Raw genomic sequence first — 25,040 nt, 5'->3', positions numbered from 1 at the left:
CGCCGCCCGGATCAGCACAGGATGGCGTCGTCGAGAACCAGCGGTCCCCAGGACGCAGCGGGCCGCCGACCGTGCCCGGGATCGATCCCGATGATCTCCCTGCCCTCGATCAGCACGCTGGCGTGACGGAGTTCCGCCTCCTCGTGCAGCGCGACCGGCAGATCCTGCCGCCCGTAGCGACGTCCGGTGACCCAGTCGATCGTGCTGCTGTGACCGTGGATCTGGTGGAAGGGGGCAGCCGCCGACGACGCCGCCCAGGACGGGATCAGCTCGTCCGGGGCGGAGGCCCACAGCGGCCCGGCCGCCAGATCGACCTCGCCGGTGAGCATCACTCCCGGTCGGAACACCCAGCTCTCGTGAATCCGGCCGACCAGCCTGTTCAGCGCCTTCGCTGCCTCGACCGCGTCCGTCGGCATCCCGACGAAGTGCCTCCAGAATCCCTCGGTCAGTCCCGCGTGGGTGATCAGGTAGCCGCACGGTTCGCCGCTGACCCGGACCGCGGCGGCCACCTTCATCCGTCGGGTCCGCCACCACTGGTACAGCGTCTCCAGGTCCTCTTCGGCGAGCCGCTCGGGCCAGTGGAACCTCGGCGGGGTGAGGTAGTAGGCCTCGTGGTTGCCGGCGAGCTGCACCCACTGCCCGGGCTGACGGGCCATCACAGTGTCGGCGATGGCGATCGATCCCGGTGTGTCGGGTCCGCGGTGGACCAGGTCACCGAGTTGCACGACCGTGAGGTCGTCCGGCAGTCGCAGGCTGTCGGGGTCGGCACCGAGTGCCACCAGGGCCTCGCGCAGCGGGCCGGAATGACCGCCGACGTCACCGAAGACGGCGACCCTGCCGGGTCGGCGCGGCTCGGCGGCGGCGGACACGCCCGAAGTGGATCACACGAATCGCCGTCCGTCGATCAGCGCGATACCGCATCGACCGTCAGACTGTGGCAATGCAGAAGATGTCGTTGCAGGCGTTGGCCCGAGAGCAGCTGGAACGTGCGGCCACCGCCAGCAGCGGCCGGAGTGCCCGCACCGTGTGGGGTGGTCATGAGCACGTGCTGCGTCAGACGGTCATCGCGCTGACCGCGCAGTCATCGATGTCGGAGCACGAGAATCCCGGCGAGGCAACGGTTCAGGTGATCACCGGTCGGGTCAGGTTGGACGCCGACGGGCATCAGTGGGAGGGCCGGCAGGGCGACATGTTGTTCATGCCACCGAAGCGTCATTCGCTGCTCGCGCTGGAGGACGCGGTGGTGCTGCTGACGGTCGCGAAGCTCCCGAAGGGGAACCCGATCATCAGGTGACGTCGACCGGCGCGGTGCCCGAGGCCGCGGACCGGCGGACCGCCCGTCTTCTGGTCGCGGGACAGGCCGCTCTGCTGGTGGCACTGGCGCTGCTCCCCCGACGTCAGGACTGGCCACTCCCGCCGGTACTGCGCGTGTCCGCGGTGCTTATCACCGGCTCCGGCGCCGGTATCGCCGTGGCCTCGTCGACGTCGTTGGGAAAGGGACTGACCGCGCTGCCGCTGCCGAACGAGCGGGCCGAACTGCGTACCGGCGGCCTGTACCGCTACGTCCGCCACCCGATCTACACCGGAGTCCTGACCGCTGCGATCGGCCGCACCGTGCTGCTGCGCAACCGCTGGGCCGTCCCGGTCACCGCTGGTCTCGTGACGCTGCTCGCCGTGAAGTCGCGGTTCGAGGAGACACAACTGCAGGCGCGGTTCGCCGGTTATGAGGCGTACGCGCGCCGGACTCCGCGTTTCCTGCCGTCGATCAGTGCGCGGCCACCGGCTCGTTGAGCGTGATCGCGACCTCCGGCGGGTCGGCCAGGGTGTTGTGCACCGTGCAGTGCGAGGCAACGGCGAGGAAGGCGGCACGGCGTTCCTGCGGCAGGCCGGGCGGGGGTTCGACGGCGATGGTGATCCGGGTGACCCGGTTGGGCCGGCCGCCGGTCTCGAAGTCCGCCGAAACGGCGAGACCGTCGCCGGCGATGCCGTGCCTGGCCAGGTATCGGCGGGCATAGAACGCCACACAGCTCGCCAGGCCGGCGACGAACAGTTCGGTGGGCGTCGGCGCCGTGTCGGTGCCGCCGGCGCTGTCCGGCTGGTCGACGTACAGGATGTGGCCGCGGACGCCGATCGAGAACCGGTCCTGCTCCAGGTGCCGCACGGTGACATGGTTTTCCATACCCCCTAGGGTATCGTTGCGCAGATGGATACCAATGGGCCGAAAGACCCGAAAGTGATCGATGGCTGACTACGCTCCTGGGGTGGCCGTCCCCGATTTTCTCGACACCCCGCTGCTGCGACGCATCCGGGAGTCCGTCATCGGGGATGACCAGGTGATGCCCGGACCGTACGGGCCGCGCCGCGTCACCTACGCCGACTACACGGCATCGGGCCGCGCACTGAGCTTCCTCGAGGACTTCATCCGGGAAGAGGTGCTCCCCCGGTACGCCAACACGCACACCGAATCCAGCGGCACCGGCCTGCAGACCACCCGGCTCCGGGAGGACGCGCGCGGCATCATCCACGCCGCGATCGGTGGTGACGAGGACACCGTCGTGCTCTTCGCGGGGTCCGGGTGTACCGGCGCCATCGACAAGCTGATCGGCATCCTCGGGTTGCGGATTCCGGCCCAGCTCGACGACCGTTACAGGCTCAGCGACGCCATCCCCGCCGACCAGCGCCCGGTCATCTTCATCGGCCCGTTCGAGCACCATTCCAACGAATTGCCGTGGCGGGAGTCCATCGCCGACGTCGTGGTCATCCCGCAAGACGCCGACGGCCACATCGACGCAGCGCGGCTGGAAGCGGAACTGGTGCGCCACCGCGACCGGTCGCTCAAGATCGGATCCTTCTCGGCGGCCAGCAACGTCACCGGGATCGTGACCGACACGCACCGGATCTCGGCCCTGCTGCACGAGCACGGGGCGCTGTCCTTCTGGGACTTCGCAGCGGCGGCACCGTATGTCGAGATCGAGATGAACGCGGGTGTCGAACGTCCCGGCGCCTACAAGGACGCGATCTTCCTCAGTCCGCACAAGTTCATCGGCGGCCCCAGCACCCCGGGGGTGCTGGCCGTCCGCCGTGAGTTGCTGACCAACCGGGTGCCCGACGTGCCCGGCGGCGGCACCGTCGCCTACGTCAACCCGGACGAGCATCGTTATCTTGCCGATCCCGTGCAGCGCGAGGAGGGCGGCACACCCGCGATCGTCGAGTCGATCAGGGCCGGGATGGTCTTCCAGCTCAAACAGGCCGTCGGTGTCGAGGTGATCCGCGGCCGCGAGGACTACTTCCTGCGCCGGGCGGTCGCAGCCTGGCAGGCGGAGCCGACCATCGAGGTTCTCGGCAACCCCGACGCCGAACGCCTGTCGATCGTCTCCTTCGTGGTGCGCGCGCCGAGCGGCCAGTACCTGCACCACAACTTCGTCGTCTCGCTGCTCAACGACCTGTTCGGCATCCAGGCGCGCGGCGGGTGTTCCTGCGCGGGCCCGTACGGCCACCGGCTGCTCGGTATCGACCTCGACCGATCACACGCCTTCGAGCGCGAGATCACCCACGGCTGCGAGGGAATCAAGCCCGGCTGGGTGCGGATCAACTTCAACTACTTCATCTCCCAGGCGGTGTTCGACTACCTCGTGGAGGCCGTCGCCATGATCGCCCGGCAGGGCTGGCGGCTGCTCGAGGACTACCGCTTCGATCCGGCGAACGGTCTGTGGCGGCACCGTCTCGGACCGGCCGAGCCACCGATGCGCCTGGTGCAGGTCGGCTACGACGACACCGGCGCGATGACCTACCCCCGCCGGCACGACCGCGCCCCGGAGAGCGCACTGCAGCAGTACCTGGCGGAAGCACGCGAGCTGATGGCCCGACCACCCCGGGCCGACGTTCATGTGGTCGCCGAGCAGGCGACCGACCTGTCCGCCGATTTCGAGCAGCTGCGGTGGTTCGACCTGCCGCCGGCGTGTCTGTCGGCCGGCTGATCACAACTGTCATTGCGCGGCGACCAGCAGGCTGACCGTCGGCCAGCTCTTCGCGAACCCGGGATGCAGCGGCAGCGCATCGATCTCGGCCAAGTGGACCCACCGGAGCTCGGCGCTCTCAGCATTCGCCTCCAGGGTCAGCGGGCGCAAGGCGTCGGCGATCACCGTGACGTACGCCCAGCCGCCGTGGTCGTCGATCCATTCGCCGACGACGGACAGGGCATCCGGGTTGACACCGGCCTCCTCACCGGCCTCCCGGATGGCGGCGTGGACCGCCGTCTCGTGGCTGTCCCTGGCCCCACCGGGCAGACCCCAGGTATCGCCCAGGCTCGTCCACGGCGCCCGATGCTGCATGAGCACACTGACCTCCGAGCCCGCGTCCTTCCGGCGCACGAGCAGACCGGCCGCGCCGTATACGCCCCAGTGCTGGTGACCCAGCCCGCAGCGCACCCAGCCATTCCCGTCTCCGTGCACCGCACCATGGTCTCAACCGCCGCCCGACACCCGACGTCCGGACCGCCACCGACCACGTAATACGCTCCTCCGCACTGCTTCTTGCCGGGCCGACAGGAACACATGATGAAGATCGAGTTCACCCCTTCCGAGCGGTCGCGGCTCGGAATCGAGTGGGAGATCGCCTGCGTCGATCGGCGCAGCGGAGAACTGTCGCCGGCCGCGCCGGAGTTGTTGGCGAAAACGGGTCCGGCCGACTCCTATCCGCACGTGACGAACGAATTGCTGACGAATACGATCGAAATCGTCAGCGCACCGCATCGGCATGCGCGTGACGCCGTCAATGACCTGACCGGCCTCGTCGAACGGGTGATCTCCTACGCCGAACCCCTTGGTGTCGACCTGATCTCATCCGGCACCCACCCTTTCAGTCAGTGGTTCCAGCAGCAGGTCACCCCCGGTAAACCGACCTATGACACCTTGATCGACCGCACCCGTTGGTGGGGACGGCAAATGATGATCTGGGGCGTGCACGTCCACGTCGCTGTCGAGGACCGGCGGAAAGTGCTGCCCATCATCAATGGGCTGCTGACCTACCTTCCGCATTTCCAGGCATTGAGTGCATCGAGCCCGTTCTGGGCCGGCGAGACGACCGGTTACGCCTCGAATCGCGCTCTGATGTTCCAGCAGCTGCCCACCGCCGGGCTGCCACCGCAGTTCGGCGCGTGGGAAGAGTACGAGTCGATGGCCGCGGACATGCTGCACACCGGCGTCATCGACCAGCTCGGCGAGCTGCGCTGGGACATTCGCCCATCGCCCAAGTGGGGCACCATCGAGGTCCGGACCTTCGACGGGATCTCGACGTCCAGGGAGATCGGCGCCATCGCCGCGCTGACCCAGTGCCTGGTGGAACGGTTCTCCCGGGATCTGGATGCCGGCCGCCCGGTCGAGCAGCTGCCGCCGTGGTTCGTCCGGGAGAACAAATGGCGGGCCGCGAGGTACGGGATGGACGCGATCATCATCCAGAACGCCGCCGGTGACGAACGCCTGGTGACCGAGGATCTGCACGAGTTGCTCCCCGCGCTGGCCCCGGTGGCCGCCTCGCTCGACTGCAGCGCCGAACTGGAGAACGTGCTCGACATCGTCGACCGCGGTGCCAGCTATCAGCGACAACTCCGGGTGGCTGCCGACAACGACGGCAGCCTCAAGGCTGTCGTCTCCTCGCTGGTCCGGGAACTGCGCGACGGCCAGCCCCTGTGAGGTCCCGGGTCAGACGTTGAGCCTGATCATGGCAGCGCCAGGAAGTCACGCAGCCAGCCGTCGACCTCAGTCATCGTCGCCCTGTCGACGGTGCCCGCGATATCGAACAGTCGGTCGCGAGTGACCGTCCGCGGCTGTTCGGTCATCGCAAAGCTCGGCTGATCGAGCGCCAGACCTTGGCCCTTCAAAAGCACGTGATTCGGCCATCCACGATTGTTCGTGGTCACCGGCACGATGATTGCGAGCGTGTCGGCCTGTTCCAAGTAGAGGTCACTGGCGATGACGAGCGCGGGCCGGCGCCCGGCCTGCTCCCGCCCACGCGCGGGACTCAGTTCGGCCCACACCACGATGCCTCGCCGGAGATCAGTTGCCATCTTGTCCGTCGCCGATTGCGACGTCCCAATCACGAAACTCGTCTCGATACTCCTTGTCGGCGCCGCGGAACGCGCGCCCAAATGCCTCCATGCGCCTGCGCCGCTCATAGCCATCGAGCAGCTTCTCAATCAGGCCGGCTGCAGTTACACCTTGCTCCTGAGCATCCCGGTTGATTCGGTCGCGAAGCTCGGTCGGCACCTTGATCGTGGTGGTCACCCAGTCAGTATGCCGAACAGTATCCCAATTCGTCTACGGATGTGCTCGATCAGAAGAGGCGGTCGCGCGCACCATCAGGAGCAACCGGTCTGTCACCGATTACCCTGTGTCAGACGTTGAATCGGAACTCGACAACGTCGCCGTCGGCCATCACGTAATCCTTGCCCTCGATCCGCACCCGACCGGCGGCCTTGGCGGCCTGCATCGAACCGGCCGCCATCAGGTCGTCGAACGAGACGACCTCCGCCTTGATGAAACCCCGCTCGAAGTCGGTGTGGATCACCCCGGCGGCCTGCGGTGCGGTGGCGCCCTTCTTGATCGTCCAGGCCCTGGATTCCTTGGGCCCGGCGGTCAGGTAGGTCTGCAGCCCGAGCGTGTGAAAGCCCGCGCGGGCCAGGGCATGCAGGCCCGGCTCGGACTGGCCGACGGATTCCAGCAGCTCGGCGGCCGACTCGGCGTCCATCTCCAGCAGTTCGAACTCGACCTTGGCGTCCAGGAACACCGCATCGGCAGGCGCGACGGCCGCCAGCAGTTCGGCCCGGCGGGCGTCATCGGTCAGCACCGCTTCATCGGCGTTGAAGACGTACAGGAATGGCTTGGCGGTCAGCAGCGACAGCTCCCTGAGCACCACGAGATCGAGCGTGCCCCGGGCCGAGAAGAGCGTCCGGCCGCTGTCGAGCAGCGCGTTCGCCTCCTGCGCCGCCTCCAGGACAGACTTGCGGTCCTTCGCGGTCCTGGCCTCCTTCTCCAGCCTGGGGATCGCCTTCTCCAGGGTCTGCAGGTCGGCCAGGATCAGTTCGGTGTTGACCGTCTCGACGTCCGCGAGCGGATCGACCCGACCGTCGACGTGCACGACGTCGTCGTCGGAGAACACCCTGACCACCTGGCAGATCGCGTCGGCCTCACGGATGTTGGCCAGGAACTTGTTGCCCAGGCCGGCGCCCTCGCTGGCGCCCTTCACGATGCCGGCAATGTCGACGAAAGACACCGTGGCCGGCACCGTCCGCACGGAGTGGAACACCTCGGCGAGCTGGTCCAGCCGCGGATCGGGGATCGGCACCACACCGACGTTGGGCTCGATGGTGGCGAAGGGGTAGTTCGCGGCCAGCACGTTGGCACGGGTCAAGGCGTTGAACACGGTGGACTTGCCGACATTGGGCAGGCCGACGATGCCGAGGGTGAGACTCACGAGGCGTCAGTCTACGGTCGCCCTCGCTGCGTTCTTCCCGCTCGGCAAGCGGCCGTCACGGGCTGCGCCGCAGGACCGACACCGCCCAGTCCGCATCATCGGTCCAGGGATCGAGGTGCCACGTCGCGAAACGGTGCTCGACGTCCAACCCGACGGCAGAGGCGTCCAGGTCCAGATCCGGCACCCGGTACTCCCGGTCAGTCGCGAACCCGGTGACGATCCGGCCGCCGGGCACGAGCAGGCCCGCAAGGGTGCTGAGCACCGCCCGTTCGGTGCCCGGAGCCAGATAGACCATGACGTTGCCGGCCAGCACGGCCACGTCCAGCTCGAAAGGCCCGCCGGCATCCGACAACGCAGTCGGCGTCAGGGTGAGGAGATCGGACGCCAGGAACGGCGGCCCGGGATAGCGGCTGCGGGCGATCTCCACCAGCCCGGCGTCCCGGTCGGCACCGATCACCCGATGCCCCATCCGGTGCAGGGCGGCAGTGATCCGGCCCGTCCCGCAGCCCCCGTCGAGCATCCGGGCACCGCGCGGCGCAATGACGTCGACGAACCGTGCCTCGCCCTCCAGGTCCGCACCCTCGGCATATTCACGGGCGAAGCGGTCGACATAGAAGTCCCAGCGCTCACCGGTGACGGTCGTTTCCCACCTCGTGGGGGGTGCGTCTTCCACGTCGAGCAGGATGGCACAGTGACGGCGTGCCGTTCGTCACGTTCACCGCCGAGCTGCCGGTCCGTGCGCCGTTCGCGGCCGATGCCCTGCTGGGATTCCTTGCGGCGCACACTGTTCGAGGCGTCGAGCACGTCCGGGACCGCACCTATCACCGCACGCTGCGACTGCCGGCCGGCGCCGGGACCGTCGCGTTGACGCTGCCGACCGGACGCAGCGGGAGCGAGGTGGCGGCGACGATACGGCTCGAGAACGCGTCGGACCTGCCGGCGGCGCTCGCGCATTGCCGTGCCCTGCTCGATCTCGACGCCGAACCGGTCGCCATCGACACGGTGCTGGCCGCCGACCCGGCGCTGCGACCAGGGGTGGACGCCGAGCCGGGCATCAGGATCCCGGGCACCGTCGACGGCCCGGAAACCCTGATACGGACAATGCTCGGCCAGCAGGTGTCGGTGGCCGGTGCACAGACGGCGGCCGCGAAGCTGGTGCATGCGGCCGATCAGCGACTGCCCGAACCCGACGGCGAACTGACCCACCTGTTCCCGACGCCCGAGGCGGTCGCCCAACTCGGTACGGCTCTGATCGTCGGACCGAGACGGCGCGCCGCTGCGGTCATCGGGGCCGCCGCCGCGATGGCCGACGGCACCCTCGAGGTGACCCCTGAACGCTCGACGGCGGATCTCACCGCCGACCTCGTCGCGCTACCTGGCATCGGACCGTGGACCGCCGGGTACGTGGCGATGCGGTTGCTGACCGACCGCGACGTGCTGCTGACCGGTGATCTTGTGCTGCGCAGCGGTGCGGAACTGCTCGGCCTCGCCGCCACGCCGGCCGCGCTCGCGCTGCACTCCGCGGCGTGGCGGCCCTACCGGTCCTATGCCGGCATGCACCTGTGGCGAGCTGCTCTGGCCACCCGCGCACGATTAGACTCCCGCCCGTGACCACAACACCCGGGGACAACCAGCCCACCGACGCCGACGAGCCCCATCACCGGTCGCCGGGTGAAGAGCTGGAGTGGATCGGGGCCGAGGTGGAGGCCCGGCCGAAGCTGATGTTCTGGGGCACCATCGCCGTCGCCGTCGTGGTCGCAGTGGCTCTGGTGGTCTTCATCATCGTCACCCTGACATCCAACTGACCGCCGACCATACGATCGACCGCAGCCGATGAGCGCTGTCAGCGCCCTGCTCGGTAGAGCGTCGCGCGCGAATTCCCGTCGGCGTCGAAGTCGCAGCCCACTGCCCAGCCGACGTCGTTCACCGCCGTCAATTGCCCGGCGGCGACCGCCGGGGCGGGGGTGAGCACCTTCAACGGCCCGGAGCGCGGGCGGAAGAAACCGGACTGCCGATCCGCCGAAGTGGAACCGACCACGACACCGCGATTGTTGATGTCGCTGCCGACACCGAAGGTGCTCGTCGGCAGGTCGATGTCCTTCACGGCGCGACCGGCGGTCCAGATCACCGCGTGCGGCCCGCCGAGGTTGTTGTCGCGGTAGCTGTATCCCGTCGCAACGCCGTCATTGTTGATGTCGGTCGCCAGCGCGTCACCCGATCCGTCGCCCAACGCCGGCAACGTCACGACCCGACGATTCTTGTCCCAACGGATGCTGACCTGCCTGTCGTCGACCCAGCTGTAGCCGACGATCTGGCCGCGGTCGTTCAGGCCGGTTGCCGCGGTGGAGTCGCTCAGCCCGCGCAGTGCCGTGGTCTTCCCGTTCCGGTGGACGAACGCGTGCACGGGGCCGCCGAAAGTACCCGAGGCGCCGACGACGTCACCCCGCTCGTTGAGTCCGTCGATGAAGGAATAGTCGTCACCGGCGACTGCACCGGTGATCACGACGACCTTCCTGCCGTCCCACAACGCTGCGTAATTGCCCTGCGTGCCGGCGATCCGGCCGCGATTGTTGATGTGCGTCGCGCGGTCCAGGCCCGCAGGAAGCGGTCGGCTGTGGCCCCACCAGTACAAATGGGTATCGGTCACCACCACGCCGAAATCGTTGATGTCGTTGGCACATTCGGCGAACGGCAACGACGTGCGAACCCCGCCCGCGGTCGCCGGGCTGCCCGCGGCCGCCGTCACGACTCCTGCCAGCAGTGCCGCCACTGCGAACAGCTTGCATCCGACCATCAATCAATCCCCCGGATATTGCCCCGGCGACGAGTGTGGCGCAGCGGGTCGCCCGGGGCGAGAGCCGCCGCCGATAGCCGCCAGATTGTTACAAAGGCATACGATCCCTTGACGCGGTCAGCGACCTGTCGGCCGCCAGCGCCTCGCAGTAGCGCTGGAGAACGAGCTCGGCGAGGGATGTGCCCAGAGGCTGCGCGACCTCGGCGCCCAACGCCATGGCCTGTGCTGCGGTGGCGTCCAGCAACAGACCGGGCGCCAGGAACAACGGGACGACGCCGAACCTCCGGCCGCTCGACTCGGCCCGCCGCAGCAGTTCCGACGCCTGCGGCTCGCCCGTCGTGGCGAAACCCGCCCACACCGGCCCCGGACGGCGGGCGCTCCACCGTTCGGCGAGATCGTGGACCGCGAGGTTGGCCTGCTCTCGGCTGGAGCCGACCGCGAGCAGCAGGATCGCCTCATGCGCGGCGATGTGCGCCCTTCCCGCCGATTCCTGCAGTGCCTGCAGTACTTCCTCGCCCATCCCGAGGATGTCGCCGAGTCGCAGCCTCACACCGGTGGCCTCCTGCGCCTCCCGGACGGCGGTGGGCGTATCGACCCGGGCATGGAACGCCTCGGTGAACAGCAGTGGCAGGACCACGGCCTTGCTGACGTCGAGGTCGTTCTGCAGCGCCGAGACGGCGGCGGTCAGGTCGGGCTCCGACAGATCGAGAAACGCCGGAACCGCGACCAGACCGGGCCGCAGCGCCTGAACCGCCCGCATCACGTCCGCGATGACCACGGCGGCGCGCGGGTCGCGGCTGCCGTGGGCGAGACCGATCAGGGGCGGTAGCGGGGACCTGGACATGCCTTGAGGCTAGCCCCGGCAGCGGCGTCAGCGCTTCTTGGTGCCCAGCCCGCGAGCGTCCAGGATGGCCCGCTCCAGCGGCCTGAACATGATCAGCTCCACACCGACGCCGACCACGAAGATGAGGATCAGCCCGGAGTACAGCAGCGGGGCATCGGAGAGGTCGCGGCCCTGGTTCATCAACTGGCCCAGCCCGAATCCGAGCTTCGACGAGGTGACGATGAGTTCCGCCGCCATCAGCGACCGCCACGAGAACGCCCACCCCTGACGGAGCCCGGCGAGGAAGCCGGGGAGCGCCGCCGGCAGCAGCACATGCCGGGCCTGGCCCCACCAGCCGAGACCCAGTACATGGCCGACACGCGAGTACAGCGGCGGCACCTGGTCGATGCCGGCCGTCAGCCCGTTGGCGATCGACGGGACCGCACCGAGCAGCACGACCATGTAGATCATCGCCGGGCTGATCTGGAACCACAGAATGGCCAGCGGCACCCAGGCCACCGACGGCATGGACTGCAAGCCGGACAGCAACGGCCCGACCGAGGTGCGCAGCCAGTTGAACCGGGCGATGGCAAGCCCGATCGGCACCGCGACGACGATCGCCATCGCGAACCCGATCAATCCGCGGGACAGGCTGGTCCAGATCGTCTCCCAGGCCTGCCCGCCCTGCAGCAGCCGCAGAAGCTCGTCGAAGACGGCCGCCGGTGACGGCAGCATGACCTCCGGCTTGACGCCGAGCAGGTACACGACCTCCCAGACCACCAGCACGACGACCAGCGCCAGGATCGGCGGGACGACCGAGCTGCCGAGCTTGCGCCACCAGGGCTCCCGGACCCGGTCCGGTTCCTCCAGGACGTCGAGGCCGGCACCGACGGCGGCGGTGTCCTCGCGCTCCACCTCGTCGCGGGTGATCACCGAATCGTCAAGAGCGGGCATGGCTGGCAATCTCCTCTCGCAGGCGCACGGTGATCTCAGCGGCGAGCGCACCGACGGCGGGGTGCTCGATGGTCCTGGGTCCCTTGATGTCGACCTTCCAGTCGCGCACCACCCGGCCCGGCCGGGAGGACAGCAGCACCACCCGCTGGCCCAATCGGACGGCCTCCCGGACGTTGTGCGTGACGAAGACGATGCTGTTGCCGGTCGCCTTCCAGACCCGGGTCAACTCGTCGTGCATGACGTCCCGGGTGATCGCGTCGAGGGCCGCGAACGGCTCGTCCATCAACAGCACGCTGCTGTTCTGGGCGAGCGCCCTGGCCAGCGCGACCCGCTGCCGCTGACCGCCGGACAATTCGTGGACGCGCCGATCCGCGTGACCGGAAAGCCGCACCAGATCCAGCAACTCGTCGATCCGGGCCTTGGTCTGCTTCCGCGGAACGCCCGCGTACTTGAGCGCCAGGGCGATGTTCTGCCCGGCCGTCAACCAGGGGAAAAGGGCCGATTCCTGGAACATCAGCGCCGGCCGGCCGGTCGTCCGGACGGTGCCGCTGGTGGGCTTGTCCAAGGCGCTGATCAGGTTCAGCAGGGTGGACTTGCCGCACCCGGACGCGCCGAGCAGGCAGACGAACTCGCCGGGAGCCACCGACAGGCTGACGTTGTCCAGCGCCGCGACCTTCCCGCGGCGACTGGAGAACACCTTGCTCACGCCGTCGATCGCGACAGCGGCGTCCCCTGGGTCCTTGTCCGGCAGCAGCGGCACCACCCGCGGGTCGTCCGCGTGGTAGTCGAGGTGTGGCTCGCCGACGAGTGTCGTCATCTCTTCGTTCCCCTACTCCGTGCCGAGACCGGCGGCGCTGACCGGTGGTTTCCCGGCGGCCGCAAGCACCTTGTTGAGCGCCGTCAGGTCGTAGATACCGTTCAGATCAGGCGCACTGGACAGGGTTCCCGCCTCGACGCCGTGCTCTGCGATGGTGTTGAGCGTGCCGGCCAGCGGATCCCAGGTCGGCTCGATGTTGGCGAATGCCGCCTGGATGGTGGTGTCCGCGAGCGGCTTTCCGGTGAGCTCACCGATGGCCGCGTTGAGGTCGGTCTGTGCCTTCGCCGGATCGGCCTCGATGTCGTCGATCTCCTCGATCTCACCCTGGATCAGGGCCTGGATCGTCTCTGGATGTTCCTCGAGGAACTGCCGGGAAGAGATCAGGATCGTGGTCTGGAACTTCTCGTCCGGCCAGAGGGTCTTCTCGTCGAGCAGCGTCTTGCCGCCGGCCTCGAGCACCAGCCGGGACGCCCACGGCTCTGGCAGCCACGCGCCGTCGATCTCGCCGGTCTTGAACAGGTCGAGGGTCTGCGAGTTCTCCTGGTTGACGATGTCGACGTCATTGCCGCCGGTCGTCTGCACCTTGAGGCCGTTGTCCAGCAACCACTTCCGCAGCGCGACATCCTGCGTCCCGCCCAGCTGCGGGGTTGCCAGCGTCTTGCCCTTCAGGTCGGCCGGACCGCTGATCTCCGGCTTGACGACCAGCGCGGCACCGTTGTTGGTCGCGCCGGCGACGATCCGCAGCGCATCCCCGTTCGACTTGACGAACGCGTTGATCGCCGGGTTCGGCCCGATGAAGGTGGCGTCGATCGCGCCGGAGAGCAGCGACTCGATCGCTGCGGGACCGGCGTTGAACGTGGAGGTCTCGAGCTTGGTCGAACCCAGCGCCTCCTGGAACGTGCCGTTCTTGACCCCGAGAACGGCGGCGGCATGGGTGACGTTGGGGAAATAGCCCAGGCGGAGTGTGTCGGCCCCGGACGCGGGAGCGGCGCTCCCTGCGGACTCCGCGGCGCTGCCGGCGGAAGCGGGGGCCGTGGACGCTGCGGCCTCGGTGGAGGACTCGGCGGCGGTGCTGCCGGAGGAGCAGGCGACGGTGACGGCGGCGACAGCGGCGAGAACGCCGGCCGCGAACAGGCGGGACGGTTTGAGGCGGGTGCTGATGGAGCGGGAAGTCGACACGGAAAGTCCTTGGGGGTGACGCCCGGGGTTACGGACCGGGGGTGGGGAGGTTGGCGGGAGACAGCGCGATGTCGCGGCCGTGCACGGCCGGCCGGGGACATCGGTCCACGGTCATTCGACGGGCGTCGGACGGGCTGATCATCAGAAGTCCTCCTCGGTGGGGGTGGCAGAGCCGGCGAGAGTCGAGCTGGAGAGGGCAGGCGGGTGCAGGGCAGCGCGCCGGTCGCCGACCATTCCGGCGGCCAGCGTGGTGCCGTCGGCGGGGTCGATGATCAGGAAGGAACCGACAGCGCCGCCCGGCCGATACTCCTCGACCGGCAGCGGATCGGCCGTCCGCAGCGTGACCTTGGCGATGTCGTTGAGCGACAGCGCGGGCGGTGCGTCGCGGTGCGTCAGGCTGTCGATGTCCAGCAGTCCGTCGATGGAACCGACGATGACCCTCGTCGTCGAGGTCCCGTACCGCAGCAGCGCACGGGTGCCGATCCGGACCGGCCGGTCCGCGAGCTGGGTGATGGTTGCGGCGAACTGCGTCACCGGCGTAGGCGCATCGGCCACACCGGCGATCAGGTCGCCCCTTGCGAGATCGAGGTCCCCGGCGAGCAGCAACGTCACCGAGTCGCCGGCCACCGCGACATCCCTTGGACCGTCGGCGGTGTCGATTCCGCTGACGACGGACCGCACGCCGGACGGCAGCGCCACGATCTCGTCGCCGGGGCGAACCGTGCCCGCCGCCACCCGGCCGGCGTACCCGCGGTAGTCGGGCAGATCGTCCGACCTCGGGCGGATGACGTACTGGACCGGGAACCTCAGTGACCCGTCCGCGGAGTCGTCGGTGAGGTCGACCCGCTCCAGGTGTTCCAGCACGCTCGGGCCGGTGTACCACCCGATCCGGCCGGACCGCACCACCACGTTGTCGCCGTGCAGCGCGGAGATGGGGATGGCCGTGACCTCGTGGATGCCGAGTTCCTTGGCGTACGACGAGAACTCGGTCGCGATGGCGTCGAACACCTGCTGGTCGTAGTCGACGAGATCGATCTTGTTGACTGCAAGCAGCAGGTGCGGGACACCGAGCAGCGCCGCGACGGCGGCATGCCTGCGCGTCTGGTCGACGACCCCGGTCCTGGCGTCGGTCAGGATCACCACAAGGTCCGCGGTGGACGCTCCGGTGACGGTGTTCTTGGTGTACTGCACGTGGCCGGGGGTGTCGGCGAGGATGAAGGTCCGCGCCGGCGTGGCGAAGTACCGGTAGGCGACATCAATGGTGATGCCCTGCTCGCGCTCGGCCCGCAGGCCGTCGACCAGCAGTGACAGGTCAACGGTGTCAAGGCCTCTCGCCTCCGACGTGCGCTGCACGGCGTCGAGGGTGTCGGACAGCACCGACTTCGAGTCGTGCAGCAAACGGCCGACCAGGGTCGACTTGCCGTCGTCCACCGATCCTGCCGTCGCGAAACGGAGCAGTCCGCGGGCGTGGCTCAGTTCGTCGGCGAGTTCATGCGCCTGGACGGCATCGTCTAAGGCGACATCGTCCAAGGCGACGCCGCCGAGCGGAGCAGGCGGAGCCGGTGCCGGAAGTGCGGCCATCAGAAATATCCTTCGCGCTTGCGGTCTTCCATGGCGGCTTCGCCGAGCTTGTCGTCGGCCCTGGTCGCTCCCCGCTCGGTGATCCGGGTGACGATGATCTCCTCGATCACCGCGCGGACATCGGTCGCGGTCGACTCCACGGCGCCGGTGCAGGACATGTCGCCGACGGTCCGATACCGAACCTGCCTGCGCTGCAGCGTCTCCCGCCCGGTCGGGCCGCCCCAGTCGCCGGGGCTGAGCCACATTCCCTGACGCTGGAACACCTCCCGCTCATGGGCGTAGTAGATCTCCGGCAGGTCGATGCCCTCGGCCTCGATGTAGTTCCAGACGTCGAGTTCGGTCCAGTTGGACAACGGGAAGATCCTGACATGCTCGCCGGGAGCGTGCCTTCCGTTGTAGAGGCCCCACAATTCCGGACGCTGCCGCCGGGGGTCCCAGCCGCCGAACGAGTCGCGCAGGGAGAAGATCCGTTCCTTGGCCCGTGACCGTTCCTCGTCCCGCCGCGCGCCGCCGATCACCGCGTCGAACTGCTGCTCGGCGATGGTGTCGACCAGCGGCACCGTCTGCAGCGGGTTGCGGGTGCCGTCGGGTCGCTCGGTGAGGCGCCCGTCGTCGATCCAGTCCTGGACCTTCGCCACCTGCAACCGCAGACCGCCCTCGGCGACCACCCGGTCGCGGAAGGCGAGTACCTCGGGAAAGTTGTGCCCGGTGTCCACGTGCAGCAGCGAGAACGGCAACGGCGCGGGGTGAAACGCCTTGCGGGCCAGATGCAGCACGAGCACCGAGTCCTTGCCGGCGGAGAACAGGATGACCGGTTTGTCGAACTGGCCGGCCACCTCCCGCAAGATGTGGATGGCCTCCGACTCCAGCGCGCGCAGATGCGGGCTGGCGACCCGCTGGTGCGCGGCGGCCGGCGCCTCCTCTATGGTCGTCACCTCTTCTGTGATCGTCACAGAAGGCTCCTCTCGGTGAGCAGGTCGAGCAGTGCGGCCACGGAATCCTCCCGGTCGAGCACGGAGGTATCGATCCGCAGGTCCGGGTTCTCCGGGATCTCGTACGGATCGTCGACACCGGTCATCGACGAGATCTCACCGCGAAATGCCTTGGCGTACAGGCCCTTCACGTCGCGTTCGGCGCACACTTCGACCGGCGTCGACAGGTACACCTCCAGCAGTCGGGTGCCGTGCCGCTCGTGGTGGGCACGCACCTTCGCGCGGGCGTCGGCGTAGGGCGCGATGACCGGCACCAGCACGGTGATTCCGTGCCTGGCCAGCAGTTCGGCGACGAATCCGATCCTGGTCACCTGGGTTTCCCGGTCCTCGCGGGAGAATCCCAGGCCCGCGGACAGGTGCGTGCGGACCTGATCGCCGTCCAGAATCTCGACATCGGCGCCGCGGGCGGTCAGCTCGTCGGCCAGTGCCAGCGCGAGCGTCGTCTTGCCGGCGCTGGGCAGCCCGGTGAGCCACAGCGTCACACCGGATCCCCTTGCGGCGGAACGGTTTCCACGTGGTGCGACCGCGGAGGCGGGCGCGTTCTGGCTCGTCGTCACAGGTTGATCCCACATTCGGTCTTGGTGAGCCCGGCCCAGCGACCCGACCGCGCGTCCTGTCCTGGGAGCACCTTCCTGGTGCACGGCTCGCAACCGACGGACGGGTATTCGGGCCCCATCAACGGGTTGACCAGCACGTTGTTCTTCGTGATGTAGGCGGCCACATCGTCGTCGGACCACGCGGCCAGCGGGGCGAACTTGACCTTTCCGCGCTTCGCATCGAACTGCACGACCGGAGTGGTTGCGCGGGTCGACGATTCCACCCGCCGCACCCCCGTCCCCCAGGCCTCGTAGCCGGTCAGTGCCCTGTTCAGCGGCGCGACCTTGCGCAGGGCACAGCACAGGTCCGGATCCCGGGCGAACAGATCCTTGCCGTACTGGGCGTCCTGCTCGCCGACCGTCTGCAGCGGCAACAACCGGCGCAGCGTGACGTCGTAGACAGCTTCGACAGCGTCTGCGGTGCCCAGGGTTTCAATGAAGTGGTAGCCGGTGTCGAGGAAGAGCACATCGATTCCGGGCAGCACCGTGGATGCGAGATGCACCAGGACGGTGTCCTGCATGGACGCGGTCACCGCGAACCCGCTGCCGAACTCGTCGGCGGCGAACCGGAGGATCTCCTCGGCGGTGGCGTCGGCAAGCTCCCGTGCTGCCCGGTCGGCGACCGCCGCCAGGTCCGCACCCGACCGCAGGGCGGTGATCACGAGATCACCCCGGACGGCCTGACGTCGGTCGGGAGTGCTGGTTCACCGGTACTCCGGCCGGCGAGGCCGATGAACCGCACCGCGAACACCCGGTAGCAGTCACGGCAGCTCCAGGCGCCGTGCGAATCCTCGTGCGGCCAGAGGTTGGTCTCCCCGCAGTACGGGCAGTACTGGGCGGGAGCACGGTTCTCGCTCACAGCAGTGCCGCCTCGTCCGCCCTGGCCACCCACTGCGCGAACCGCTCACCGGAATCGCGCTGCGAATCGAAGGTCTTGATGACCCGCTCGACATAGTCGGCCAATTCGTCACCGGTGACCTTGTGGCCGCGGACCTTCTTGCCAAAGCCTGCATCGAGGCCGAGTCCTCCGCCGAGGTGAACCTGGAAGCCCTCGACCTGGGCACCGCTGGCGTCGGTGACGATCATGCCCTTGAGCCCGATGTCCGCGATCTGGGTACGCGCGCAGGCGTTCGGGCAGCCGTTGATGTTGATCGTCAGCGGGACGTCGAGATCGCCGATCCGCTTCTCCAGCTCGTCGACCAGCGCGATCCCGCGGGCCTTGGTCTCGACGATCGCGAGCTTGCAGAACTCCAGCCCGGTGCACGCCATCATGTTTCGACGGAAGGTCGACGGCTTGACCGAGAGGCCCAGTGCAGCGAGCCCGGCCACCAGCGAATCGATCCGGTCCGCCTCGATGTCCAGGATGACCAGGCCCTGGTCGGTGGTCGTGCGGATCCGGTCGGACCCGTGGGCGGCGACAAGGTCGGCGACCTGGGTGAGCAGGGTGCCTGACACCCGCCCGACCGTCGGGTTGATGCCGACGTAGAACCGGCCGTCCTTCTGCTCGTGCACGCCGACGTGGTCCCGGGGTCCGAGGGGCAACTCCGGCGCCGGGCCGTCCACCAGGGTGCGGTGCAGGTACTGGGTCTCGAGCACCTCGCGGAACTTCTCCGAACCCCAGTCGGCGACCAGGAACTTCAGCCGGGCCCGGTTGCGCAGCCGCCGGTAGCCGTAGTCGCGGAAGATCGAGATGACGCCCGCCCAGACATCGGCCACCTCGTCGAGCGGGATCCAGGCCCCGAGCCGCTGGCCGAGCATCGGGTTGGTGGACAACCCGCCGCCGACCCACAGGTCGAAACCCGGGCCGTGCTCGGGGTGAACGACGCCGACGAATGCGATGTCGTGAATCTCGTGCGCGACGTCCTGCCGCGGCGATCCGGAAATTGCCGTCTTGAATTTCCGCGGCAGGTTGGAAAATTCCGGGCTGCCGATGAATCGCTGGACGATTTCCTGGATGGCCGGCGTTCCGTCGATGATTTCGTCGGCCGCAATGCCTGCGACCGGCGATCCCAGGACGACCCGGGGAACGTCACCGCATGCTTCCGCCGTGCTGAGGCCGGCACCCTCGAGGGCCTGCCAGATGTCGGGGACGTCCTCGATCCGCACCCAGTGCAGCTGCACGTTCTGCCGATCGGTCAGGTCGGCGGTGTCCCGCGCGTACTTCGTCGAGATCTCGCCGATGGTGCGAAGCCCGCCGGTGGTCAGCTGGCCGCCATCGATGCGGACGCGCAGCATGAAGTACTTGTCCTCGAGTTCTTCCGGTTCGAGAACGGCGGTCCGGCCGCCGTCGATGCCAGGCGCGCGCTGCGTGTAGAGCCCCCACCAGCGCATCCGGCCGCGCAGATCGCTCGGGTCGATGCCGTCGAATCCCGTGTAGCGGTAACGGTTCTCGATCCGCTCCCGGACATGCAGGCCGTCGTCGTCCTTCTTCATCCGCTCGTTGGGATTGAGCGGTTCGCGGTGTCCCAGCGCCCACTGGCCCTGTCCCCGGGCGGCGTCGGGGCGCGGCCGCCGGGCCGGTCTCGGGGTTGCGGCAGGCGTCGACGCAGCGGTTGTCGACGCAGCAGGTTTCGACGCAGCAGGTGTCGATGCAGCCGGAACCGGCGCAGGCGCGGCGGGCTGAGCGGTGCTGTTCACTGGGGGCACGGGGAATCCTTGCGGACAAGCCGGTAGCCGTCACATCAACACGAAGGAAACCCGAGGGGTCTGCGCGCCGACATCACAGCCCGGCGCTGGCGAGCGGCGGGGTGTCAGGCGGCAGAACAACAGGCGGCGCTGGCGACGCGCACGAGGTCGACCTCGCGGCAGCACACCAAGAACACACCATGGGCAGACATGTGGCAGAGCATACCGCGCCACCGCTTCACTCCGATCCAGCCAATTGCGTCCGAAGCGTGGGATAAACCTCCCCTGCGCACCCATTCGGTGGCTTTACTTCTGCGCATCCTGTTGATTGCCGGGTCCGCCTGCCGGAGGGTGATGTCCGGGAGCCTTCGTATGCTCTGCGCCGTGACACTCATCGACCGCATCGGGAATGCATTGGCAACGGGCCCGTCGGACGTGGTGATCTCGCCTCCCGGAGTCGGCGAGGGTTTCTGGGCCGGCGGACCGAGCGTGGTGTTCGACGAAGGGGCGTTCCATCTGGCCTATCGGCTGCGTCGTCCGGTCGACCAGGGCCGCGGCTACGCCAATGTCGTCGCGTCCTCGACCGACGGCGTCACCTTCGAGACGGTCGCGACTGTCTGGGCACGAACCTTCGACTGCGCGTCCCTCGAACGGCCCGCCCTCATCCGCCGGCCGGACGGCGGGTGGCGGCTCTACGTGAGTTGCTCCACTCCCGGGTCGAAACACTGGTGGGTGGAGGCGGTCGACACACCGCCCGGGGGCACACCGGCGGATCTGCAGAACGGCCGGCGGACGGTGGTGCTGCCCGGCAACGATGTCTCCGCATGGAAAGACGTGGTCGTCACGCGCAGCGGCTCGACCTGGCGGATGTGGGCGTGCGAGCACCTGCTCGACCTCGGCGACGACGAGGCGGACCGGATGCGGTCGGTCTATCTCACCAGCACCGACGGGATCGAATGGGCCCGGCAGCGAACCGCACTGGGACCGACCCCGCAATCCTGGGATGCCCGGGGAACGAGGATCACCAGCGCGTTCGAGTACGACGGGAAGTGGATCGCCAGTTACGACGGTCGCGCGTCGGCCGCGGAGAACTGGTTCGAGCGAACCGGTTTCGCCATCGGGGCGACTCCGGACGACTTCGTCGCGGCGGCCGGCCCGATCGGCGCCGCGGGACACACCCTGCGGTACCTGTCCATCGCGGAGCTGCCGGACGGGCTGCGGCTGTACGTCGAGACGGCAAGGGACGACGGCGCCAACGAGCTCCGGACCACCTTCGTGGCGACGTGACTATTTGTTTCCGCAGGCCCTGCAATGGGCACCGGATTAGTGACACACCAGAGACCCAACAGATCGGGAGTTCTTCGTGACCGAAGCAGCAACGAGCACCGTGCCCAACATCCAGTTGAACAACGGCGTCGAGATCCCCCAGCTCGGCTTCGGGGTGTTCCAGATCGAGCCCGCGGACACCGCCGCTGCCGTGACGGCCGCCCTCGAGGTCGGCTACCGGCACATCGACACCGCGGAGATGTACGGGAACGAGAAGGAGGTCGGGCAGGCCGTCGCGCAGTCCGACCTGGCCCGGAGTGACATCTTCGTCACCAGCAAGCTGAACAACGGATTTCACGCCTACGACGACGCCCTGAAGGCATTCGACCAGACGTTGGCCGATCTCGGATTCGAGCAGATCGATCTGTTCCTGATCCACTGGCCGCTGCCGGACGTGGGCGACTACGTCGAGACCTGGCGGGCGATGGAGAAGATCTACACCGACGGCGGCGCCAGGGCGATCGGCGTCTCGAATTTCCAGCCGCACCACCTGCGTCGGCTGCACGAAGAGGCCACCGTGCCGCCGGCGGTGAATCAGATCGAGGTCCACCCGTACCTCACCCAGGAGGAGCTGCTGGCGTTCGACGCCGAGCACGGGATCGCCACCGAGGCCTGGTCGCCCATCGCCCAGGGCGCCGTCCTGGATGATCCGGTGATCGTCGAGCTGGCCCGCACCTACGGCAAGACCCCGGCGCAGATCGTGCTCCGCTGGCACATCCAGCTGGGCAACATCGTGTTCCCGAAGTCGACCACCCCGAGCAGGGTCAAGGAGAACTTCGAGATCTTCGATTTCGAGCTGGCAGCGCCGGACATGGGCATCATCTCGGCCATGAACCGAAACGAGCGGACCGGTCCGAACCCGGACGAATTCAACTACATCCCCGGCAAGTAACCGTCGGTCGTAGGTTCGGAAAGTGTGTAGCTCGAAGGGCTCCGCGTCTGCGCAGGCAGATGCGGAGCCCTTCGCCGTTGTGGTCCCGTTCTTCGTCTGCTCGCGGTGCTCACTGCCGCTCCGTGAACGCGCCCCGGCCGGTCTCGTTGAGCCAGTCGGAGCAGTCGATCCCGGTCAGCTTCCCGATCAGCGCGTTGTCGGCCTCGAAGTACGGCAGCAATGTCCTGCGCTGCTCCGCGGGCAGCGCCGGCCGTTTCAGGGCCCCCCGATGCAGCGCCGCGAGCAGTGGTCGCTGCGCCTGTCGCCACGCCTGCGGTGGCAGGTGGGCCCCTCCGGCGGCACCGAGCCGGACCACCTTCTGCAGGACCCGATTGACCGCGGTGTCCGGCACCCAGGTGGACACATTCGAGCGTGGGACGCTCGACACGACGCCGGTTCGCACCCCCAGGAACCGGCAGATTTCGTCGAGGATCTCGGCCGAGTTGTCGATCAACTGCCGGTACCTCAGCACGAAGACCTGTTCCCTGGGAAAGACCCCGTACAGGTGCTCGAGCTGCTGCCCGTACAGGCCGGTCTCCAGGTACCGCCAGAACGGCGCGTAGCCGGCAGCGATCCTGGCCGGCTCCGCTCGGCAGGCCGCGAGGAAGTCGGCCTCCGGCTCCAGACCGTCACACCACAGGTGACCCCAGTTGGAATACGCACGGTCGATGGGGTCCCTGATCACCGCGATCATCTTCACCCGAGGCACCTGCGCATGGATACGGCCATGAGAAGCCCTGTCCCACAGGTAAAAGGGCGTGCTCTCGCCGCACAGGGTGCCGGCCGGTGCGCCCTCGAACAATCCCTGGTACCTGTCCCGGTCCCACACCCACTCACGCGCGCTGTGCGCGTCACCGGGACCCTTCTGGTGTGCGGGATCGGGCGGGGCCTGATCGCACATGAAGTATTTCGGCTCTTTCGGGGTGGACAGGAACAGGTCGGGGTGCTGGGCCAGCGCAACGTGCAGGGCCGTCGACCCGGCCTTCGGTGAGCCGATGATCAGGAAATCGGGAATGGCCATCACTTCTCCTCGGGGAGACGATTCGGGGTTGCGCCGCATGGCCCACCAGCGAAGCGTCGATGGCGGGACATCCACAGCGCGAGGGCCGCACCGCGGCTCGGTGCGCGGTAGCGGCAAGAGTGAGAGGGTCCGGAGGGTCCGGATCAGCCGGCACAGGGGCGCAGACAGGACGCACCGGCGACGCGCACGAGATCGATCTCTCGGCGACGGACCAGCAGCAGTTCCCGACCGGGCATGGCGTGCAGGGTAGCGCCTCGACATTGCCGCCAGGTCGATCACGCCTTGGCTCGGGGCGCGCCGAGGCCGTTCTGACCCGGCCTGTCGGTGTGCGCGGTCATGCTGTCGCCATGGATTCCACCGCACTGCTCATCGGGGCCTTGCTGGTCATCGGCTCCCTGCTGGTCGGCCTGCTGCTCGGTCGGTGGTCGGTCCGCGGCGCAGCGACCGATCCGGCGATCGAGGTGGCGGGCCTGCTCGCCCCGGCCGCGGATGCGCTGTCCCGGGTGGAGCAGCGCCTGCAGGAGGTCGAAAGGGACCGGATCGGTGCGTACGCGGGCCTTCGCGAGCAGGTGGCCGCGCTGCACCGGACGTCGGCCGAACTGGGCAGCCAGACCCGCTCGTTGGTCGGCGCGCTGCGCGCCCCGCAGGTCCGCGGGCGCTGGGGGGAGGTCCAGCTGCAACGGGTCGTCGAACTCGCCGGGATGGTGGAGCACTGTGACTTCCAGACGCAGGTGAGTGCGCATGCGGCGGGCGTCGACGGTCCGGGCGTCCGGCCCGACATGATCATCCGTCTGTCCGGCGGCCGGCAGATCCCGGTGGATGCCAAGGTTCCGTTCGCGGCCTGGCTCGAAGCGCTGGACTGCACGGACGACCGACGGCGCGGCGCGCTGATGGCGGCGCACGCACGCGCGCTCCGCGGGCATGTCGACGCTTTGGCCGCCAAGGCCTACTGGCGGCACTTCCAGCCGGCACCCGAATTCGTCGTGCTGTTCGTCCCCGGTGAGCCGTTGCTGGATGCCGCGCTCGCGCTGGACCCCGGGCTCTCCGATCACGCATTCGGCAGGAACGTGGTGATCGCCACCCCGACCTCGTTGATCGCGCTGCTCCGGACCGTCGCCTTCACCTGGCGCCAGGAACGGTTGTCGGCGTCCGCGGCAGAGATCCACGCCCTCGGCCGCGAACTGCACGGGCGGCTCGGCACCCTGGCCGGGCATCTGACCGGTCTCGGTGCGGGGCTGGAGAGGGCGGTGCAGTCCTACAACCACACCGTCCGGTCGATGGAGACGCGGGTTCTGGTGACGGCCCGGCGGTTCACCGACCTGGGAGTGACCGGCGAAGAACTCCCGACGCCGGAACAACTGGACGTGGTTCCCCGACGCCCGCAAGCGGCCGAACTGATCGACGACCCGCCTGACCCCGCGCAGGTGATGCCGCTGCGCAGTGCCTCGCGCCGGGTTTGGGACGCTACCGTGGACGGGTGAGCACCACTGCCGCCGCGACCCGCGTGCCGACCGCCGACGCCTCGGTCCTCCCGGGTGTCCGGGGACTGCCATCGTGGGCGGTGATCCTGCTGGCTCTCGTGCTGACGCTCGGCGGCGCCGCCATCGACGGCCTGGCGACCGGGACCCTGGCCTGGGGTCTGCGGATCGGTTTCTACGCCGGCGTCGTGCTGGCCGCGCTTGCCGTGCGGCGTGGTTCGATCTTCACCGCGATGGTGCAACCCCCGCTGGTGCTGGTCGTGGGCCTGGTGGTCGGCAGCATGCTGTTCACCCAGTCCGGCGGCTTCTACAGCACCGGCCTGCGGATCATCGGCACCTTCCCGACGATGGCGCTGGGTACCGCGGCCGCGGTGCTGATCGGCTTCATCCGGATCCTGGCCCAGCCGCTGCGGTCCGGCCAGCGGTCCCGGGCGTCGCACGCCTGACATCGCA

The 25,040-nt window shown here is 68.6% G+C and carries 29 protein-coding genes; 10 read left to right on the top strand and 19 right to left on the bottom strand.

Annotation, left to right across the window (positions count from 1 at the left end; translation table 11 throughout):
- Positions 1-11: 11 nt before the first annotated feature.
- Positions 12-869, bottom strand: a complete 858-nt coding sequence (locus ACVBEQ_RS07230) for a metallophosphoesterase (RefSeq protein ID WP_447153594.1) — start codon at positions 867-869, stop codon at positions 12-14.
- A gap of 71 nt (positions 870-940) precedes the next feature.
- Here ACVBEQ_RS07230 and ACVBEQ_RS07225 point away from each other — a divergent pair, with 71 nt between their 5' ends.
- Both ACVBEQ_RS07225 and ACVBEQ_RS07220 read left to right on the top strand, forming a co-directional pair.
- Entirely contained in the window at positions 941-1,294 is a 354-nt protein-coding gene (locus tag ACVBEQ_RS07225; protein ID WP_447153615.1) for a cupin domain-containing protein, read from the top strand.
- The gene (locus tag ACVBEQ_RS07220) at positions 1,291-1,791 is read left to right on the top strand and encodes a methyltransferase family protein (protein ID WP_447153593.1); all 501 of its coding nucleotides are present in this window, start codon (positions 1,291-1,293) and stop codon (positions 1,789-1,791) included. The genes ACVBEQ_RS07225 and ACVBEQ_RS07220 overlap by 4 nt, the downstream gene beginning before the upstream one ends.
- On the opposite strand, the gene ACVBEQ_RS07215 is transcribed toward ACVBEQ_RS07220, so the two are convergent.
- Positions 1,766-2,179, bottom strand: coding sequence for an OsmC family protein (locus tag ACVBEQ_RS07215; protein WP_447153592.1), 414 nt, complete (start codon positions 2,177-2,179; stop codon positions 1,766-1,768). The two genes, ACVBEQ_RS07220 and ACVBEQ_RS07215, sit on opposite strands and share 26 nt — an antisense overlap.
- 157 nt (positions 2,180-2,336) lie before the next feature.
- Between ACVBEQ_RS07215 and ACVBEQ_RS07210 the strand changes: the two genes are divergently transcribed.
- Positions 2,337-3,977 (top strand): aminotransferase class V-fold PLP-dependent enzyme, encoded by a 1,641-nt coding sequence (locus ACVBEQ_RS07210; protein ID WP_447153614.1) that lies wholly within the window; start codon positions 2,337-2,339, stop codon positions 3,975-3,977.
- Positions 3,978-3,986: 9 nt separating this feature from the next.
- Here ACVBEQ_RS07210 and ACVBEQ_RS07205 read toward each other — a convergent pair whose 3' ends face one another.
- Complete coding sequence (locus ACVBEQ_RS07205) at positions 3,987-4,451, bottom strand: NUDIX hydrolase (RefSeq protein ID WP_447153591.1); 465 nt, start codon at positions 4,449-4,451, stop codon at positions 3,987-3,989.
- Positions 4,452-4,556: 105 nt separating this feature from the next.
- Here ACVBEQ_RS07205 and ACVBEQ_RS07200 point away from each other — a divergent pair, with 105 nt between their 5' ends.
- On the top strand, positions 4,557-5,690 hold the full coding sequence (locus tag ACVBEQ_RS07200) for a glutamate--cysteine ligase (protein WP_447153590.1): 1,134 nt from the start codon (positions 4,557-4,559) through the stop codon (positions 5,688-5,690).
- Between the two features lie 26 nt (positions 5,691-5,716).
- Here the strand turns inward: ACVBEQ_RS07200 and ACVBEQ_RS07195 are convergent, their stop codons facing one another.
- From ACVBEQ_RS07195 to ACVBEQ_RS07180, 4 genes are all read right to left on the bottom strand, one after another.
- A complete protein-coding gene (locus ACVBEQ_RS07195; RefSeq protein ID WP_447153589.1) occupies positions 5,717-6,064 on the bottom strand; it encodes a type II toxin-antitoxin system PemK/MazF family toxin in 348 nt (115 codons plus the stop codon).
- A complete protein-coding gene (locus ACVBEQ_RS07190) occupies positions 6,054-6,281 on the bottom strand; it encodes a ribbon-helix-helix protein (protein WP_447153588.1) in 228 nt (75 codons plus the stop codon). Before ACVBEQ_RS07190 ends, ACVBEQ_RS07195 begins: the two co-directional genes overlap by 11 nt.
- A gap of 109 nt (positions 6,282-6,390) precedes the next feature.
- The gene (gene ychF, locus ACVBEQ_RS07185; RefSeq protein WP_447153587.1) at positions 6,391-7,470 is read right to left on the bottom strand and encodes a redox-regulated ATPase YchF; all 1,080 of its coding nucleotides are present in this window, start codon (positions 7,468-7,470) and stop codon (positions 6,391-6,393) included.
- A gap of 55 nt (positions 7,471-7,525) precedes the next feature.
- Positions 7,526-8,143 carry a class I SAM-dependent methyltransferase gene (locus ACVBEQ_RS07180; protein WP_447153586.1) on the bottom strand — a complete coding sequence of 206 codons (618 nt, stop codon included), beginning with the start codon at positions 8,141-8,143 and terminating at the stop codon, positions 7,526-7,528.
- Positions 8,144-8,169: 26 nt separating this feature from the next.
- On the opposite strand from ACVBEQ_RS07180, the gene ACVBEQ_RS07175 reads away from it, so the two are divergent.
- Positions 8,170-9,081: a DNA-3-methyladenine glycosylase family protein gene (locus ACVBEQ_RS07175; protein ID WP_447153585.1), complete on the top strand. Its 912-nt coding sequence runs from the start codon at positions 8,170-8,172 to the stop codon at positions 9,079-9,081.
- Positions 9,078-9,275: a hypothetical protein gene (locus ACVBEQ_RS07170; RefSeq protein WP_447153584.1), complete on the top strand. Its 198-nt coding sequence runs from the start codon at positions 9,078-9,080 to the stop codon at positions 9,273-9,275. The genes ACVBEQ_RS07175 and ACVBEQ_RS07170 overlap by 4 nt, the downstream gene beginning before the upstream one ends.
- 38 nt (positions 9,276-9,313) lie before the next feature.
- Here the strand turns inward: ACVBEQ_RS07170 and ACVBEQ_RS07165 are convergent, their stop codons facing one another.
- From ACVBEQ_RS07165 to ACVBEQ_RS07115, 11 genes are all read right to left on the bottom strand, one after another.
- Complete coding sequence (locus tag ACVBEQ_RS07165; RefSeq protein WP_447153583.1) at positions 9,314-10,264, bottom strand: hypothetical protein; 951 nt, start codon at positions 10,262-10,264, stop codon at positions 9,314-9,316.
- 88 nt (positions 10,265-10,352) lie between these two features.
- On the bottom strand, positions 10,353-11,108 hold the full coding sequence (locus ACVBEQ_RS07160; protein WP_447153582.1) for a sirohydrochlorin chelatase: 756 nt from the start codon (positions 11,106-11,108) through the stop codon (positions 10,353-10,355).
- 27 nt (positions 11,109-11,135) lie between these two features.
- The gene (locus tag ACVBEQ_RS07155; RefSeq protein ID WP_447153581.1) at positions 11,136-12,041 is read right to left on the bottom strand and encodes an ABC transporter permease; all 906 of its coding nucleotides are present in this window, start codon (positions 12,039-12,041) and stop codon (positions 11,136-11,138) included.
- Positions 12,028-12,858 carry an ABC transporter ATP-binding protein gene (locus tag ACVBEQ_RS07150; protein ID WP_447153580.1) on the bottom strand — a complete coding sequence of 277 codons (831 nt, stop codon included), beginning with the start codon at positions 12,856-12,858 and terminating at the stop codon, positions 12,028-12,030. The genes ACVBEQ_RS07155 and ACVBEQ_RS07150 overlap by 14 nt, the downstream gene beginning before the upstream one ends.
- A gap of 12 nt (positions 12,859-12,870) precedes the next feature.
- Positions 12,871-14,037: an ABC transporter substrate-binding protein gene (locus ACVBEQ_RS07145; RefSeq protein WP_447153579.1), complete on the bottom strand. Its 1,167-nt coding sequence runs from the start codon at positions 14,035-14,037 to the stop codon at positions 12,871-12,873.
- A 141-nt stretch (positions 14,038-14,178) separates the two neighbouring features.
- Positions 14,179-15,513: a sulfate adenylyltransferase subunit 1 gene (locus ACVBEQ_RS07140; protein ID WP_447153613.1), complete on the bottom strand. Its 1,335-nt coding sequence runs from the start codon at positions 15,511-15,513 to the stop codon at positions 14,179-14,181.
- Between the two features lie 104 nt (positions 15,514-15,617).
- Complete coding sequence (gene cysD, locus ACVBEQ_RS07135; RefSeq protein ID WP_447153612.1) at positions 15,618-16,565, bottom strand: sulfate adenylyltransferase subunit CysD; 948 nt, start codon at positions 16,563-16,565, stop codon at positions 15,618-15,620.
- A gap of 2 nt (positions 16,566-16,567) precedes the next feature.
- Positions 16,568-17,182: an adenylyl-sulfate kinase gene (cysC, locus tag ACVBEQ_RS07130; protein ID WP_447153578.1), complete on the bottom strand. Its 615-nt coding sequence runs from the start codon at positions 17,180-17,182 to the stop codon at positions 16,568-16,570.
- Positions 17,164-17,865, bottom strand: a complete 702-nt coding sequence (locus ACVBEQ_RS07125) for a phosphoadenylyl-sulfate reductase (RefSeq protein WP_447153611.1) — start codon at positions 17,863-17,865, stop codon at positions 17,164-17,166. Before ACVBEQ_RS07125 ends, cysC begins: the two co-directional genes overlap by 19 nt.
- On the bottom strand, positions 17,865-18,065 hold the full coding sequence (locus ACVBEQ_RS07120; protein ID WP_447153577.1) for a hypothetical protein: 201 nt from the start codon (positions 18,063-18,065) through the stop codon (positions 17,865-17,867). The genes ACVBEQ_RS07125 and ACVBEQ_RS07120 overlap by 1 nt, the downstream gene beginning before the upstream one ends.
- On the bottom strand, positions 18,062-19,852 hold the full coding sequence (locus ACVBEQ_RS07115; protein ID WP_447153576.1) for a nitrite/sulfite reductase: 1,791 nt from the start codon (positions 19,850-19,852) through the stop codon (positions 18,062-18,064). The genes ACVBEQ_RS07120 and ACVBEQ_RS07115 overlap by 4 nt, the downstream gene beginning before the upstream one ends.
- A gap of 363 nt (positions 19,853-20,215) precedes the next feature.
- Between ACVBEQ_RS07115 and ACVBEQ_RS07110 the strand changes: the two genes are divergently transcribed.
- Together ACVBEQ_RS07110 and ACVBEQ_RS07105 are read left to right on the top strand one after the other, a co-directional pair.
- On the top strand, positions 20,216-21,118 hold the full coding sequence (locus ACVBEQ_RS07110; protein ID WP_447153575.1) for a glycoside hydrolase family protein: 903 nt from the start codon (positions 20,216-20,218) through the stop codon (positions 21,116-21,118).
- 76 nt (positions 21,119-21,194) lie between these two features.
- Positions 21,195-22,049, top strand: a complete 855-nt coding sequence (locus ACVBEQ_RS07105; RefSeq protein ID WP_447153574.1) for an aldo/keto reductase — start codon at positions 21,195-21,197, stop codon at positions 22,047-22,049.
- Between the two features lie 109 nt (positions 22,050-22,158).
- Here the strand turns inward: ACVBEQ_RS07105 and ACVBEQ_RS07100 are convergent, their stop codons facing one another.
- Positions 22,159-23,109, bottom strand: a complete 951-nt coding sequence (locus ACVBEQ_RS07100) for a sulfotransferase family protein (RefSeq protein ID WP_447153573.1) — start codon at positions 23,107-23,109, stop codon at positions 22,159-22,161.
- A 347-nt stretch (positions 23,110-23,456) separates the two neighbouring features.
- Between ACVBEQ_RS07100 and ACVBEQ_RS07095 the strand changes: the two genes are divergently transcribed.
- Positions 23,457-24,590 (top strand): DNA recombination protein RmuC, encoded by a 1,134-nt coding sequence (locus ACVBEQ_RS07095; RefSeq protein ID WP_447153572.1) that lies wholly within the window; start codon positions 23,457-23,459, stop codon positions 24,588-24,590.
- A complete protein-coding gene (locus tag ACVBEQ_RS07090; RefSeq protein WP_447153571.1) occupies positions 24,587-25,033 on the top strand; it encodes a DUF6542 domain-containing protein in 447 nt (148 codons plus the stop codon). Before ACVBEQ_RS07095 ends, ACVBEQ_RS07090 begins: the two co-directional genes overlap by 4 nt.
- Positions 25,034-25,040: the final 7 nt, after the last annotated feature.

Source organism: Nakamurella sp. GG22 (assembly GCF_052976845.2).
This window is presented reverse-complemented; position numbering and strand designations above follow the sequence as displayed.

Coding starts and splice junctions, on each gene's coding strand:
- ACVBEQ_RS07095 (WP_447153572.1), top strand. CDS start 23,457: ATGGATTCCACCGCACTGCTCATCGGGGCCTTGCTGGTCATCGGCTCC.
- cysC (WP_447153578.1), bottom strand. CDS start 17,182: ATGTGGGATCAACCTGTGACGACGAGCCAGAACGCGCCCGCCTCCGCG.
- ACVBEQ_RS07160 (WP_447153582.1), bottom strand. CDS start 11,108: ATGTCCAGGTCCCCGCTACCGCCCCTGATCGGTCTCGCCCACGGCAGC.
- ACVBEQ_RS07225 (WP_447153615.1), top strand. CDS start 941: ATGCAGAAGATGTCGTTGCAGGCGTTGGCCCGAGAGCAGCTGGAACGT.
- ACVBEQ_RS07150 (WP_447153580.1), bottom strand. CDS start 12,858: ATGACGACACTCGTCGGCGAGCCACACCTCGACTACCACGCGGACGAC.
- ACVBEQ_RS07100 (WP_447153573.1), bottom strand. CDS start 23,109: ATGGCCATTCCCGATTTCCTGATCATCGGCTCACCGAAGGCCGGGTCG.
- ACVBEQ_RS07210 (WP_447153614.1), top strand. CDS start 2,337: ATGCCCGGACCGTACGGGCCGCGCCGCGTCACCTACGCCGACTACACG.
- ACVBEQ_RS07215 (WP_447153592.1), bottom strand. CDS start 2,179: ATGGAAAACCATGTCACCGTGCGGCACCTGGAGCAGGACCGGTTCTCG.
- ACVBEQ_RS07195 (WP_447153589.1), bottom strand. CDS start 6,064: ATGGCAACTGATCTCCGGCGAGGCATCGTGGTGTGGGCCGAACTGAGT.
- ACVBEQ_RS07200 (WP_447153590.1), top strand. CDS start 4,557: ATGAAGATCGAGTTCACCCCTTCCGAGCGGTCGCGGCTCGGAATCGAG.
- ACVBEQ_RS07155 (WP_447153581.1), bottom strand. CDS start 12,041: ATGCCCGCTCTTGACGATTCGGTGATCACCCGCGACGAGGTGGAGCGC.
- ACVBEQ_RS07165 (WP_447153583.1), bottom strand. CDS start 10,264: ATGGTCGGATGCAAGCTGTTCGCAGTGGCGGCACTGCTGGCAGGAGTC.